This window comes from Skermanella sp. (assembly GCF_059503625.1).
The window spans coordinates 1-14,389 of the sequence record NZ_JCACHA010000642.1; the positions used below are offsets into that span (position 1 = coordinate 1).

Annotated in this window: 13 protein-coding genes and 1 tRNA gene; 10 read left to right on the forward strand and 4 right to left on the reverse strand. The window is 65.8% G+C overall.

Going from position 1 to position 14,389, the window contains the following annotated elements; genetic code table 11:
- On the reverse strand, nt 1-220 hold a 220-nt coding region (locus AC5JJ6_RS19380; RefSeq protein ID WP_496043629.1), incomplete at its 3' end, for an AMP-binding protein.
- A gap of 230 nt (nt 221-450) precedes the next feature.
- On the opposite strand from AC5JJ6_RS19380, the gene AC5JJ6_RS19385 reads away from it, so the two are divergent.
- From AC5JJ6_RS19385 to AC5JJ6_RS19415, 7 genes are all read left to right on the forward strand, one after another.
- Nucleotides 451-1,674: an amino acid aminotransferase gene (locus AC5JJ6_RS19385; RefSeq protein ID WP_496043630.1), complete on the forward strand. Its 1,224-nt coding sequence runs from the start codon at nt 451-453 to the stop codon at nt 1,672-1,674.
- Between the two features lie 460 nt (nt 1,675-2,134).
- A complete protein-coding gene (gene recO / locus AC5JJ6_RS19390) occupies nt 2,135-2,884 on the forward strand; it encodes a DNA repair protein RecO (RefSeq protein ID WP_044425679.1) in 750 nt (249 codons plus the stop codon).
- A 3-nt stretch (nt 2,885-2,887) separates the two neighbouring features.
- Entirely contained in the window at nt 2,888-5,104 is a 2,217-nt protein-coding gene (parC, locus tag AC5JJ6_RS19395) for a DNA topoisomerase IV subunit A (protein ID WP_496043631.1), read from the forward strand.
- A 117-nt stretch (nt 5,105-5,221) separates the two neighbouring features.
- Nucleotides 5,222-6,106, forward strand: a complete 885-nt coding sequence (locus AC5JJ6_RS19400; RefSeq protein ID WP_496043632.1) for a PRC-barrel domain-containing protein — start codon at nt 5,222-5,224, stop codon at nt 6,104-6,106.
- A gap of 17 nt (nt 6,107-6,123) precedes the next feature.
- Entirely contained in the window at nt 6,124-6,663 is a 540-nt protein-coding gene (locus tag AC5JJ6_RS19405) for a PRC-barrel domain-containing protein (protein WP_496043633.1), read from the forward strand.
- Between the two features lie 41 nt (nt 6,664-6,704).
- Entirely contained in the window at nt 6,705-7,811 is a 1,107-nt protein-coding gene (locus AC5JJ6_RS19410) for a branched-chain amino acid ABC transporter substrate-binding protein (protein WP_496043634.1), read from the forward strand.
- A 77-nt stretch (nt 7,812-7,888) separates the two neighbouring features.
- A complete protein-coding gene (locus tag AC5JJ6_RS19415; RefSeq protein ID WP_496043635.1) occupies nt 7,889-8,863 on the forward strand; it encodes an SDR family oxidoreductase in 975 nt (324 codons plus the stop codon).
- 4 nt (nt 8,864-8,867) lie between these two features.
- On the opposite strand, the gene AC5JJ6_RS19420 is transcribed toward AC5JJ6_RS19415, so the two are convergent.
- Complete coding sequence (locus tag AC5JJ6_RS19420; RefSeq protein WP_496043636.1) at nt 8,868-10,025, reverse strand: glycosyltransferase; 1,158 nt, start codon at nt 10,023-10,025, stop codon at nt 8,868-8,870.
- Entirely contained in the window at nt 10,022-11,212 is a 1,191-nt protein-coding gene (locus AC5JJ6_RS19425; RefSeq protein ID WP_496043637.1) for a glycosyltransferase, read from the reverse strand. The genes AC5JJ6_RS19420 and AC5JJ6_RS19425 overlap by 4 nt, the downstream gene beginning before the upstream one ends.
- 310 nt (nt 11,213-11,522) lie before the next feature.
- On the opposite strand from AC5JJ6_RS19425, the gene galE reads away from it, so the two are divergent.
- Genes galE through AC5JJ6_RS19440 form a run of 3 tightly spaced genes read left to right on the forward strand, consistent with a single transcriptional unit; the run spans nt 11,523 to nt 14,186 of the window.
- Nucleotides 11,523-12,563 carry a UDP-glucose 4-epimerase GalE gene (gene galE, locus AC5JJ6_RS19430; RefSeq protein WP_496043638.1) on the forward strand — a complete coding sequence of 347 codons (1,041 nt, stop codon included), beginning with the start codon at nt 11,523-11,525 and terminating at the stop codon, nt 12,561-12,563.
- A gap of 1 nt (nt 12,564) precedes the next feature.
- Complete coding sequence (locus tag AC5JJ6_RS19435) at nt 12,565-13,149, forward strand: class I SAM-dependent methyltransferase (RefSeq protein WP_496043639.1); 585 nt, start codon at nt 12,565-12,567, stop codon at nt 13,147-13,149.
- Nucleotides 13,150-13,187: 38 nt separating this feature from the next.
- Nucleotides 13,188-14,186 carry a GNAT family N-acetyltransferase gene (locus AC5JJ6_RS19440; protein WP_496043640.1) on the forward strand — a complete coding sequence of 333 codons (999 nt, stop codon included), beginning with the start codon at nt 13,188-13,190 and terminating at the stop codon, nt 14,184-14,186.
- Nucleotides 14,187-14,199: 13 nt separating this feature from the next.
- On the opposite strand, the gene AC5JJ6_RS19445 is transcribed toward AC5JJ6_RS19440, so the two are convergent.
- A tRNA-OTHER gene (locus AC5JJ6_RS19445) sits at nt 14,200-14,274 on the reverse strand.
- Nucleotides 14,275-14,389 lie beyond the last annotated feature (115 nt).

The following is a 14,389-nucleotide window of genomic DNA, read 5'->3' on the forward strand; positions in this document are numbered from 1 at the left end:
GGTCGCCCGGTTTCAGTCCCAGCGCGATCAGGCCCGCCGCCACCTTGTTCGCTTCGTCGCGGAACTGGCGGTAGGTCCAGCGGATGCCCTGCTGCCGGACGACCAGGGCGTCGGCATCGGGCGACAGCGCCGCGACACGGTCCAGATGCGCTCCGATCGTATCGCCGATCAGCGGCGTTGTGGCCGCACCATGGACATAGCTCCGCTCAAGTCTGGTCATCGCGTTTCCTCCTGACGCATCGTTCTTGCGCAGCGCCGGAATTTCCGGCGCCGGCCTGTTTTCAGGAGTCGATGACTACTACGATATGCGAAGGTGAGAAAGCCCCGGAAAGAGCAGGGGGTGCGGCAGCCGGTATCAGCCGGCTTGTCAAATCTTGAGGAGACGAACGGTCGGTTCCGGTGCTATTGAGTCCGCGATTCACGCCAATTCCTTGAGGACCGTGTGCAGCCATGAGCGCCACCAATACTTCGTCCCTTTTCGCCCCCATCGCCCTGGCGCCCCGCGACCCGATCCTGGGCATCACCGAGGCTTTCAACGCGGACCCCAATCCCAACCGGATCAATCTGGGCGTCGGCGTCTATGTCGGCGACGATGGCCGCGTTCCCCTCCTGGAGTGCGTGAAGCGGGCCGAAACGCTGCTGCTGGAAGGCAGCCAGCCGCTCACCTACCTGCCGATCGACGGCCTGCAATCCTATGACAAGGCGGCGTCATCCCTGGTCTTCGGCGCCGACAGCCCGGCCATCGCCGAAGGGCGCGTCGTCGCCGTGCAGACTCTCGGCGGGACCGGCGGTTTGCGCCTGGGCGCCGACCTGCTGCGCGGGTTCACGCCGGCCAAGCGCGTCTGGATCAGCGATCCGAGCTGGGAAAACCATCGCGCCCTGTTCGAGAACGCCGGCTTCACGGTGGAAACCTATCCCTATAGCCGCGAGCGCGGACGTGAACTGGACTTCGCCGGCATGGTCGGGTGCCTGTCGGGCCTGCCCGCCGGCGATGTCGTCATCCTTCATGCCTGCTGCCACAACCCAACGGGCCTGGACCTGACGCCGGAACAGTGGGCCGAAGTGATCGAGGTGGTCAAGGCCCGCGGTCTCGTGCCGTTCCTGGATATCGCCTACCAGGGCTTCGCCGAAGGGCTCGACCCCGACGCGGCTCCTGTCCGCGCCTTTGCCGCCGCCGGCGTTCCGATGCTGGTTTCCAGCTCGTTCTCCAAGTCGCTGTCGCTCTACGGCGAGCGCGTCGGCGCGCTCAGCGTCGTGACCTCGGACGCTGCCGAAGCCGCCCGCGTGCTGAGCCAGCTCAAGCGGCTGGTGCGGACGAACTATTCCAGCCCGCCGTCGCACGGCGCCAAGATCGCTGCCGCCGTCCTCAGTTCGCCGGAACTGCGGGCGCTTTGGGACGAGGAACTGACCGGCATGCGCACCCGTATCCGCTCGATGCGCGAAGCTTTGGCGGAGAAGCTGACTGCCTTGGTCGACGGTGAGGACTTCTCGTTCATCACGCGCCAGCGCGGCATGTTCTCATACTCGGGCCTGCCGCAGCCGGTCATCGCCCGGTTGCGGGAAGAGCACTCGATCTATGCGCTGGACAGCGGCCGCATCTGCGTCGCCGCACTTAATTCCCGGAACATCGACACGGTGGCCAATGCCATCGCCGGGTGCCTGAAGACCGCGTAAGGCGGTCCGATCGGCTTTGCGTCTCTCGTATGCCTGCGCTCCCGTCGATGGGCGCCGGCATACGAAGACTAATTTGCAGTATTGTCGGAGTTTCTCTGCGTACAGTCTGGAAGACGAGCGCTAGTCAGATTATATGTATGACTGCCTGGCTTGCCACACTCACAGTACAGACGACAAAGACGACACGAGCCGTAAAGCGTTCGGCTGGCGACCAACGCGCCCAATCCTTGGAAAAGCTGCTCCACATGACGACACCATACTTCGGATTGTGTGAGATCTGTTGATGACCCCGACACTGAACCATCGTGTTTACAGAATGGTTAACATTGGCTGTTCGGAAATATTCCGTGTCGATATCACAGAAATGCGGCTTTTTCGCTAAGTGCAATTTCATTATCCGATGCGATGTCCCTGACGAAAGTTTAGGGCATTCCGATGAGAACTTTGGTAGAACATTCCCATGGAATGGACCGATGAGGCGATCGTTTTATCCGCCCGGCCGCACGGTGAGGCGGCCGTGGTGGCGACCTTGCTGACGCACAGCCATGGCCGGCACGCCGGTCTGGTTCAGGGAGGACGCTCGTCCAAACAGCGCGGCAACCTTCAGCCGGGCAACCGCGTCAGCGCCCGCTGGCGGGCGCGGCTCGCCGACCATCTCGGCTCCTTCACGGTCGAGCCGGTCCACAATTCCTCCGCCGCGATGTTGGACGATCCGGTCCGGCTGGCCTGTCTCGTCTCCGCCTGTGCGGTGACCGAGGTGGCGCTGCCCGACCGGGAGCCGCACGAGCCTGTCTTCCACGGCCTCGCCGCCCTGCTCGAAGCGCTGGAAACTCCGCTCTGGGCGCCGGCCTATGTCCGTTGGGAACTGGGGCTGCTCCAGGAACTGGGCTTCGGCCTCGACCTCGGCACTTGTGCCGCTACCGGCGCCAACGACGCTCTCGCCTATGTCAGTCCCCGTACCGGACGGGCGGTATCCTTGTCGGCGGGGGAGCCTTACCGCGACAAGCTGCTGCCGCTGCCGGGCTTCCTTACCGGGCAGGCTGCCGCCCGCAGCGGCGGGCTGGAAGAGGAAGTGCTTGCCGGGCTGGACCTGACAGGGCATTTCCTCGACCGTCACGCCTTCGCCAGCCGCGACACCGCCATGCCGGCGGCGCGGACAAGATTTATCGAACGCTATCGCAAATTGGCTACCCTGTCTGGTAGTAGATAAGACATGACCGACCCTGTACTCGACATCCAAGATAAGCCGCTTTCCGAAGCCCTCGGCGAGCGCTACCTGTCCTATGCGCTGTCCACCATCATGGCGCGCTCGCTGCCCGATGTGCGCGACGGACTGAAGCCGGTCCACCGCCGGCTGCTGTTCGCCATGAGCCAGCTCAAGCTGGAACCGGACACGCCGCCCAAGAAATGCGCCCGCGTCGTCGGCGACGTGATCGGTAAGTTCCACCCGCACGGCGACACGGCCGTCTACGACGCGCTGGTCCGTCTGGCGCAGGACTTCGCCGTCCGCTATCCGCTGATCGACGGGCAGGGCAACTTCGGCAACATCGACGGCGATAACGCCGCCGCGATGCGGTACACCGAGGCCCGGCTGACTGCCGTCGCCCGCGCATTGCTGGAAGGCATCGACGAGGACACCGTCGATTTCCGGGGCACCTACGACGGCGAGGGCGAAGAGCCCATCGTGCTGCCTTCCGCCTTCCCCAACCTGCTCGCCAACGGCTCCCAGGGCATCGCGGTCGGCATGGCGACGTCGATCCCGCCGCACAACGCGGAAGAGCTGTGCGACGCACTGACCTACCTGATCAAGCACCCCGACGCCGCCGTGGACGATCTCGTCCGCCTGGTTCCCGGTCCCGACTTCCCGACCGGCGGCACCCTGGTCGAGCCCGCCGCCTGCATCGCCGAAGCCTATCGCACCGGGCGCGGCAGCTTCCGGCTGCGGGCCAAGTGGGAACTGGAGAAGCTGGGACAGGGGACGTGGCAGATCGTCGTCACCGAGATCCCCTATCAGGTCCAGAAGAGCCGCCTGATCGAGAAGATCGCGGAGCTTCTGACCGCCCGCAAGCTGTTCCTGCTGGACGACGTGCGCGACGAATCGGCGGAGGATATCCGCCTCGTCCTGGTCCCCAAGAACCGCAACGTCGATCCCGACGTGCTGATGGAATCGCTGTTCAAGTCCACCGACCTCGAGGTCCGCTTCGGCCTCAACATGAACGTGCTGGACAAGGACAACATCCCCCGCGTCATGAACCTGCGGGAAGTGCTCCAGGCTTTCCTGGCGCACCGGATCGAGGTGCTGGAGCGGCGCACGCGCCACCGTCTCGGCAAGATCGATCATCGGCTGGAAGTGCTGGGCGGCTATCTGATCGCGTATCTGAACCTGGACGAGGTGATCCGCATCATCCGGGAGGAGGACGAGCCGAAGAAGTCGCTGATCAAGACCTTCGCGCTGACCGACGTCCAGGCCGAAGCGATCCTGAACATGCGCCTGCGGTCTCTCCGCAAGCTGGAAGAGTTCGAGATCAAGACCGAGCACGACGCCCTGACGGCGGAGCGCACCGATCTGGCCGACCTGCTGGAGAACGAGCCGCGGCGCTGGAAAGCGATATCCAAGCAGATCGCCGAGACGAAGAAGAAGTTCGGCAAGAACACGCCGCTGGGCCAGCGCCGCACGGTGATCGGCGATGCGCCGTCGGCGATCGTGATCCCGCTGGAAGCGATGGTCGAGCGCGAGCCGGTCACGGTCTTCTGCTCCGAAAAGGGCTGGATCAGGACGGTCAAGGGTCACCAAACCGAGGTGGCCGACATCAAGTACAAGGACGGCGACCGGGAGCGCTTCGTGCTGCGGGTCGAGACGACGGACAAGCTGGTGGTGCTCGGCACCAACGGCAGGTTCTACACGCTGGCCGTGGACAAGCTGCCGCGCGGGCGGGGCTTCGGCGAGCCGCTGCGCCTGATGATCGACCTTGCCAACGATGCCGAACTGGTCAGCCTGTTCAAGCACGAGCCGGGGCGGCGCCTGCTGGTCGCCGCCTCCAACGGGCGCGGCTTCCAGGTGGACGAGGACGAGGTGATCGCCCAGACCCGTGGCGGCAAGCAGATCATGAGCGTGGGCGACGGGGTCGAGGCGAAGTTCTGTGTCCCGGTCGAGGGCGACACCGTGGCCGTGATCGGCAACAACCGCAAACTGCTGGTCTTCTCGCTGGAGGAGGTGCCGGTGATGGCTCGCGGCCGTGGCGTCACGCTTCAGAAGTACACCGACGGCAGTCTGGCCGACGTCACGACGTTCACCTTCGCCCAAGGCCTTTCCTGGAAGAGCGGCGAGCGGACGCGGGTGGAAACCGACATGTCGCCGTGGAAGGCGTACCGGGGAACGACCGGACGCCTGCCGCCCAACGGATTCCCCAAGAACAACCGCTTTACCTGAATAGCCTAATAATCAAGCATCCGGGTCAGGAACTCTCCGGCCAGCCCATCGTTCATGGTCCCACATGGATCAACGATCGGGCGGCCTGCGACAGGTCGCGAAAAACCGGAGAGTGGGATGCGCAAGACGTTACTGATGATGACCACGGCCCTGGCGGCGTGGTCCTGGGCGGCGGGAGCCGGTGCGCAACAGCCGCCGCCGGAATCTCCGCCCGCTCCGGCGGCACCGGCGCCCGCCCCGCAGATCGACGTTCAGCAGCCGCCGGCCGCCGTCGATGTCCAGCAGCCGCCGCCGCAGGTGACGGTGGAGCAGCAGCCTCCGGAAATCGTGATCGAGCAGCAACCGCCGCAGATCATCGTCCGGCAGGCCCCGCCGCGAATCATCGTCCGCCAGCCTCCACCCGAGATCACCGTCCGCCAATTCCAGCCCCAGGTGATCGTCCGCCAGCGTGAGCCGGAAATCATCATCGAGCAGGCCGACCCCGAGATCGTGGTCGAGCAGCCGCAGCCACTCGTCCGTTTCGATCAGGCGCAGCCGCACGTGAACGTCCAGCAGCCGCCGCCCCAGGTCGTGATCGAGCAGGCTCCGGCCCAGATCCAGGTCGAGCCCGCCGCCCCTCCGCCGCCTCCGCCGGCTCCGCTCGCGGCAGCACCGCCCGAACCGGCTGTTCCTGCCGAACCGGTGCCCGTCACCCCGCCGTCGCCCGCCGGTGTCGCCGTGGAGCAGATGATCGGCAAGCCGGTCGTCAATGCGGAAGGCCAGGAGATCGGCCAAGTCCGAGACCTGCTGATGGGTCAGGACGGTGCGGTCGCACAGGCGATCGTCGATGTCGGCGGCTTCCTCGGCGTCGGGGCCAAGCAGATCGCGGTTCCGTGGGACCAGATCGCCGTCCAGCCCGACGGCAACGGCGTCACCCTCCCCATGGACCGGCAGCAGCTTGAGACTGCCCCCGAGCACGCCTACGCCGAGGGCGACAACGCCCTGGTCGGACCCACCCGCTGATATCAGGAGCGACAGCCATGCACAGACATATCCTCATCACGTCGGCCCTGCTCCTCGGAACCGCCTTTCCGGCACTAGCCCAGACCCCGCCGCAGCCGGCGCAGCCGCCCCAGGCGGTAGTCCAGGGACAGGGCACGGTCGAGGTCCGCCCCGCCGAGCCGCAGATCCGGATCGAGTCCGCCCCGCCGCAGATCCAGGTGGAAACCGCGGGCGAAGCCGAGATCAAGGTCGTCCATGTCCCGACTATCGGCGGCCGCATGCCGGAAGACGTCGTCGGTCAGACCGTCAAGAACAGCGAGGGCGAGGATATCGGCGAGGTCCGCGACTTCGTCACCCAGCCCGACAGTCCGGAGATCGACAGCCTCGTCCTGTCGCGCAGCCGGATTCTCGGCTTCGGCGAAAAGCTGGTCACCATCCCGTGGGACAAGGTCCGGGTCGAGCCCCAGAGCAACGGTCTGGTAGCCACGCTCACCAAGGACGAACTGGATAACGCGCCGGAGTTCGAGTACAGCGGCGAGGCCAAGACGGTCATCGGACCGGACCAGCCGGAAAAATGACCACATTATACTGTAGCGCGCGTAGAAAAGGATTTAGCCAAATGCGGAAGACCGCCGTTTCCCTTACCGCTCTTCTGATGTTCGCCGGCACCGCCGCGACGGCGCGGGCGGATATCGAGGTGGCGGTGGTGACTGCCGTTACCGGCTCCATGGCCTCGTTCGGCGATCAGATGCGGAAGGGTGTCGAGGAGGCGGCGAAGGCCATCAACGACAAGGGCGGGATCAACGGCGACAAGATCACGCTGAAGGTCTACGACGACGCCTGCGATCCCAAGCAGGGCGTCACCGCCGCCAACCAGGTCGTCAACGACGGCATCTCCTTCGTGATCGGCCATCTCTGCACCGGACCGTCGATCCCGGCCTCCGATGTCTATGCGGAGGAGGGGATCGTCATGATCTCGGCGACCGCGACGGCGCCGGCCCTGACCGAGCGGGGGCTGGACAACGTCTTCCGCGTGACCGGCCGCGACGATCAGCAGGGGCTTGTCGCCGCCGATTACATTGCGGCGAACATCAAGGACCCCAAGGTCGCCATCGTCCACGACAAGCAGGCCTATGGCAGCGGGCTGGCCGAAGCCACCACCAAGGCGCTGGGCGCCAAGGGCATCCAGCCCGTCATGACCGGCTCGGTCAATCCGGGCGAAAGCGACTTCTCGGCACTGGTCACCAAGATGAAATCGGCCGGCGTCAACACGGTCTACTTCGGCGGCTACCACGCGGAAGCCGGCCAGATCGTCCGCCAGATGAAGAACGCCGGTCTGGATGCCAAGCTGATCGCGGGCGACGGCCTGTCGAACCCCGACTTCTGGGCGATCACGGGCGATAGCGGCGCCGGGACGCTCTTCACCTTCAGCCCCGATCCGACCCGGAACCCCAATGCCGAACCGGTGATCCGGCAACTCCGCGCCAGTAACGTGGAGCCCGCCTTCTTCACGCTCTACAGCTACGCCGCGATGCAGGTGCTGGCCCAGGGTATCGGCGAAGCGGGCGAACCCGATCCGGACGCCGTCATCGACGTGCTCCACAAGGGTGACTTCGACACGGTCATCGGGCCGCTGAAGTTCGACGACAAGGGCGACCTGACGGAGCCGGCTTTCGTGATGTATTCCTGGAACGACGGCAAGTACCAGACGGTCGCCGGCAAATAGGGGGCATCAGGGGGACGGAGACGACGCGGCACTGTTGTGACGGGGAGAAACCTTCAAGTTACGAAAGGCCTCTCCCCATGCCCAACAGCCTGCGGAACTCCACCGTCGTCATCACGGGCGCGTCCAGCGGCATCGGCAAAGCGGCGGCGCTCGCCTTCGCGGCGCAGGGCGCCAACCTGGTCCTCGGCGCCCGGCGCGACGAAGCGCTGTTCGAAGCCGCGGAAGAAGCGCAAAGGTACGGCGTTCATGCCATCGCCGTGCCGTCCGACGTCACCGACCTGGAAGACATGCGCCTGCTGGCGAGCACCGCAGCCCAGCGGTTCGGCGGGATCGACGTCTGGATCAACAACGCCGGCATCGGGCTGGTCGGCCCCTTCGCCGACGTGCCGATGGAAAGCCACCGCCAAGTGGTGGAAACCAACCTGTTCGGCAGCATGAACGGGACGCATGCCGTGCTGCCCTACTTCCTCGACCAGCAATATGGCACCCTGATCACCAACATCTCGTTCGGCGCCTGGATCGCTCCGCCATTCGCCGCAGCCTATGCCGCCAGCAAGGCCGGCATCGAGGCATTCACCCAAAGCATCCGCCTCGAGCTGGAGGACTGGCCGGAGATCCATGTCTGCGACGTCTTTCCCGCCGTCATCGACACGCCGGGTTACCAGCACGGCGGCAACTATATGGGCAAGGAACTCAAGCCCGGCTCGCCGCTCGTCCCGCCGGAACGCGTCGCCGCCGCGATGGTCGGTCTGGCGATGCATCCTCGTCGCGGCGTCACCGTCGGCGCCATGGCTCCGGTGACCAAGTTCATGCACACGCTGGCTCCGGCCCTGACGGAAGCGATGATGTCCCGCGCGCTCAAGCGCTATTTCCGTCGCGCGGCGCCCGCCCCCTACACCCACGGCTCCCTGTTCGAGCCGGTTCCGCAGGGTACGGGAACCAGCGGCGGCTACCGCAGGCAAACTTCCGGCGGAAACGTCCGGTCGCTGACGCTGGCCGGGCTGGCCGCCGTCGCCAGCATCGCCGCCGCCGGGGCGCTGGTCCGGCGCTGACCGGTCACCAGAGCAGTTCGTAGACTTCCGCCATCCGCTCCATGCGACGGCGGAAGCTGAACTCCGCTTCGATCCGTGCGCGGGCGGCGTCGGCCAGCCGGCGCCGCAGTTCGGCGTCTTCGATCAGCCGGCGCAAGCCCCCCGCCAGCGCGTCGACCGAGCCGGCCGGCGCCGTCAGCATATCGGTGCCGTCGTGTGCGAAAGCCTCGATCCCGCCGCAGCGCGTGGCAAGGACCGGGACTTCCATAGCCATCGCCTCCAGCACGACGTTCGGCAGGCCTTCCCGCAGGCTCGACAGACAGAACAGGTCGAAGTTCTCGAACAAGGCTACCGTATCGGCCTGGAAGCCGAGTAGGCGGATGCGGTCCCCATGCCCGGTCGCCACGGCTTGACGTTCCAGCTCGTCACGGGCTTCGCCGTCGCCCGCGATCCAAAGCTCTAGGTCGTGCCCTTGGCCGATCAGCGTCGCCACGGCCCGGATCAGCAGGTCGAAGCCCTTCTCCGCCGACAGCCGCCCGACGGCGCCGATCAGCAGGCGGCCCGGCGGCATCCCTGTCCGGCCAGCCGCCTGTGCCGCAGGGCCGGTACGGCGGAAGTCCTCGGTGTCGATCGCGTTCTCGATCAGGTGAAGCCGGTTCTCCGGCACGCCGCTGGCGCGGCAGCGCTCGAACAGGTCGGCGGAGACGACGATCACTTGCTCGTGGCGCGGCAGCGTCCAGCGGTCGACGGCGTAGTAGAGCGGAGTCTTCTTCGTGTGCTTGACCCAGCCATGGACCGTCGTGACCAGCTTGAACCCGACGAACGGCTTCAGCAGCACGCCGAACAGGTTCGTCTTGTAGTCGTGGCCGTGCCAGATCCTGACATCGTGTTCGCGGCAGATCGCGGCCAGCCGGCGCAGGCTGTCGAGGCTGAAGGCCGAGGCGTCGTCCACCTCGATCAGCGGGCAGTCCTTGGCGGCGGCCCGTTGGCGCAGCACCGCAAATCCGGGGTCGTCCGGCGGCCGCAGATAGCATGCCAGTTCCCGATATCCGGTCCCGCGCATATAGCGGGGCGAGTTGAAGATGGTCTTTTCCGGCCCGCCGCCGGTTCCGGTGACGATCCGGGTGTGAAGCACGGCGATGCCGTCGTCCGCCGTCATGACATTCCTGGGTTGGACATTCATGGCTTGGACGCCATGAACCACTGTTCGAACTGCAAGGCCTTGTTCTCCCAACTCTCATTGATCAGCCGGCCCCGTGCCCGCGCCTGGGAATCGGGCAGCGACCGCCGCGCCCGCGTCAGGCACAGCTTGGCGAAATGGTCAGGATCGGCGGTCAGGTCCATCGCATCGCCCCAGGCGCGGTTGGCCGGCAGGGGAGTCGCCACCACCGGCAACCCCGTCGCCAGATATTCCTTCAGCTTCAGCGGCTGCATCGCGCGCGTCACGGGCAAGTCGGCATAGGGCATGATCAGCACGTCCGCTTCGCTCGCCAATTCCGGCAGTCGCTCATAGGGTTGCGGCCCGGTCCAGGCGATGCCGCGCTGGCGGACCAGCCTGTTGTCCACCTCGTCGTAGCGGCCGACCATCCGGACGTCGCAAGTCGCGGTCAGGTGAAGCAGGATATCGGCGTCCAACCGTGTGTCGGCGTGTCCCCAGTACAGGAGGGTCGGCCGCCGTCCCGGCCCGCAGAGAGGCCGCCGCCGCACCGCCTGCCAGTGCGCCAGCTCGACCCCGTGCGTCAGCAGATGCGCCTGGATACCGAGAGCGGCCAGCCGCCGTTTCAGGACGTCGGAAACGCAGATGACCGTCGTGGCATGGCGGAGCAGGTCGAGTTCCATCCGGCGCAGCGTGTCGCCGTCCAGCCCCGGCCATTCCGCGAAGTCGTCCACGCAGTAATAGATCCATTTCAGGCCGGGAAAGCTCGCCGCCAGATCCGCCGTGATCGGGACCGTCGTGATGACGGCCGCCGGTTTGGGATCGGCGTTCAGAACGCCGGCGAGTGCCCGTCGCAGCAGGACGCGGTTCAGCATCCGCTCCGCCCTGCTCTTGAACCCCGGCCAGTGGACCGGCGCGTGCACTATGGGTGTCAGCGGATCGGGCGCCCCCGTTACAGGTGCCGCATCGCCGCGTCCGGCGGTCCATCCCTTCAGCTTCTCGATACCACGCCGCAGGTCGCCCAGCGAAAGCCGGGGCCGGTGGGTGCCGACGGTGTTGACCCAGTCCACCCGGTAGCGCGGCAGCAGTTGCAGGATCAGGTGCTGCGAACTGCTCGGATGCCGTCCCCAGTCGTCGCTGAAGACGACCAGCCGTGGCCGGTCGGGCAGCGTTTCCACAAGAAGCTGTAGGGGGGTCGGCATGTCCTGGCGCATGGCCGCATCCTGTCTTCCGTCCCCAAAGGGAAACAATGAAAAGGAAGAGGTAAGCCTACGCTTTTCAAGCTAGCGAAACCCCAGGCTCAGCTCGCCTAAAATTAAAATAAACCGAAATCTAAACGGGAGTACCGCCGGGGGAGAACAGTCAGCCCAGCCGGGTACGACCCTCGATAAATGATCACGCGGATGCGGAGTGAATGAACTCTTCGATACTCCATCGCGTTCTTCTGATGTCGATAAGCGACTGCGACAATGCCGGTCGAAGATTGGCATCCATGATGCCGTTATTGATGCTATGGGAAAATCGATGTCAGAGTTACCCGTCGTTCTCGTCACGGGCGGAGCCGGCTATATCGGCTCACATGCGGTACTGGCCCTGAAGGTTGCCGGCATTCCGGTCGTCTTCTACGACAATCTCTCGACCGGGGTCCGCTCGGCGGTTCCGGACGATGTCACGCTGGTGGAAGGCGATATCGGCGACACCGCCCATCTGGCGCGCGCCATCCAGGAGCACCGGATCGGCGCCGTGATGCACTTCGCCGGCAGCATCGTCGTTTCCGAATCGGTCGAGAAGCCGCTCAAGTATTATTACAACAATACTCAGAACAGCCTGGGCCTGATCGATACCTGCATCGCGCAGGGCGTCCGGCACATGATCTTCTCGTCAACCGCCGCCGTTTACGGCGAGCCGGAGAGTTCGCCTATCTCCGAGGATACGCCGACCAAGCCGATCAATCCCTACGGTGCATCCAAGCTGATGACGGAGCAGATGCTGCGCGACGCATCGGCTGCTCATGGCCTGAACGTCGGCATCCTTCGCTACTTCAACGTGGCGGGAGCGGACCCGGCGGGCCGCGCCGGGCAGAACACTCCCGCGGCCACCCATCTCATCAAGGTGGCGGTGCAGGCGGCATTGGGCCTTCGCGACAGCATTTCAGTCTTCGGCACCGACTACCAGACGCCCGACGGAACCTGCATCCGCGACTACATCCACGTGTCCGATCTGGCCGACGCCCACGTCCTGGCGCTGCGCCATCTGGTGGAGAACGGTGGCAACCTGCTGGTCAACTGCGCCTATGGCCGTGGCTTCTCGGTCCGCGAAGTCCTGCGCGCGGTCGAGGCGGTAACCGGCGAACCGTTGCCGGTGGTGGACGCCCCGCGCCGGGCGGGCGATCCTCCCGCCCTCGTCGCCAGCGCCGATCGCATCCGCGAAGTCCTGGGTTGGAAGCCGGCCCATGACAGCGTGGAGGAGATGGTCAGGACCGCGCTCGCCTGGGAGCGCCACATCTCCGGCATTCCCGACCGCCCCGCAGCGGGAGATGCCGCCCAAGCGCGTCAGGCTTCCTGATATGTCGTTCCAGGATTTCGCCCTCGGCACTCGCGCTGTGGCACGGCCATACCACGATGCGGAAGACGCGGCCGGCCGCCGTGTCCGTCAGGTGCTCCGCATCACCCGGGACCTGCGCGAGTTGTTCCCCGGATCGAGCGGCATCCTGGATATCGCTGCCGGAGGAGGGGAGGCTGTATCGTGGTATCGCAGCCTGTTCCCCGGCGTCCGGCTGGTCTGCCTTGAGGGTCCCAATGCAAGGCCGCGCCCGACGGTGGCGCGCTTCGCGGCTATCGTCCATTACCGCCGGTTCGACGGTACTGCGATTCCCTACGCCGACGCCAGTTTCGACGTGGTCACCGGCTACTGCGGGCTGTCCGCGACGCCTGAGGACAGGCGTGCCGTCCTGCTGGTCGAGGCATACCGCGTGCTCAAGCCCGGCGGCCTGATCATCCTGTTCGAACCGAAAGGCGCCGGCCTGGCCGCCCGCACCCTGACGCGCAACGTTCGCGACGTGGGTTTCCATGACGCGATGATCCGTTACGACGGACCGCTGCCGCTGCTGCCGATCGGGGCAGACTTCCATGTCGTGGCCTTCCGGCCCTGACTTTCTTGCCCTGACTTCCCCGCCATGGTCTTCCGGCCTTGACGCTTTCCGAGCCGCACTTCTACGACACGGCCGACTGGTATCGGGTGTTCGAGGAAACCTGCCTCGACCCGGGCGACGTTCCCCGAATCGAGCACCTCGCCGGCGGTCATGTCCTGCCGTTGCGCGAACGTCCCGATGCGATCGGTCCCTTTCGCGGATGCCGGCTGGAGTGGCTCGGCAACTATTACTCCTGCCGCTACGCACCGCTTCTGACCGGCCCCGACGCCGCTTCCGACGTCGCGGAGTGGGGAAGGGAAGTCCGCCGCGGCAAACCGCGCCCGAGCCTGCTTGTCTTCGCGGCGATGGACCGGCCCTCCGCCGGATTCGACGCCCTGTGGACCGGCCTTGGCCGCGCCGGCTATCTGGTCGAAGCGACGGAGGATTTCGGGAATTGGTACCTGGAGCCCGCCGGCGACTTCGCGAGCTATTGGACCGCCCGCAACAGCCGGCTGCGCAACACGGTGGAGCGCAAGGAGAGGGCTCTGTTCCGGGCGCACGGAGCGCGGGTGGAAATCCTGGAGTCGCCTTCGGAAACATCCCGAGCCATCGACCTGTATCAGCGCGTCCACGCCGAATCGTGGAAGGAGCCCGAACCCTATCCCAACTTCATCCCGAGCCTGATCGCCACCGGCTTCGGTGCCGGAGCCGTCCGGGTAGGTGTCCTGATGGTCGATGAAGAACCGGTCGCGGCCCAGCTCTGGATCGTCTGGAACCACCGTGCGACGATCTTCAAGCTCTCCTATGCCGAGCGGTTCGCGCGCTTCTCGCCCGGTTCGATCCTGACGCGGCACATGATGCGGGACGCCTTCGGCCGCGGCGGCCTGGTCGAGATCGATTTCGGCTGCGGCGACGATCCTTATAAGCGGGAGTGGCTGCCGGAGCGCCGCCAGCGCTGGATGCTGACAGCCTACGATCCCCTCAGCCTCGCCGGCGCCGGCCACACGATCCGCCGCTACCTGCCGCGTCTGCTGCGCCGCCGGCTGCTGGGGCGCTGATTGGCTGGGAAAATGGTGGAGGAGCCAGGATTTGAACCTGAAACTGCTGACCCGAAGGCCAGGGCTTTCCCGATTAAGCTACTCCCCCGTATTCTCTGCGGCTCACGCCGCGTACAGACCCTCGCCATATGTCTTGGCGAACAAGGTCTGAAGCTCCTGAAAGAGCTGTTCCGCCTCTTCGTCCCACCCTTGGCCGATCCCGT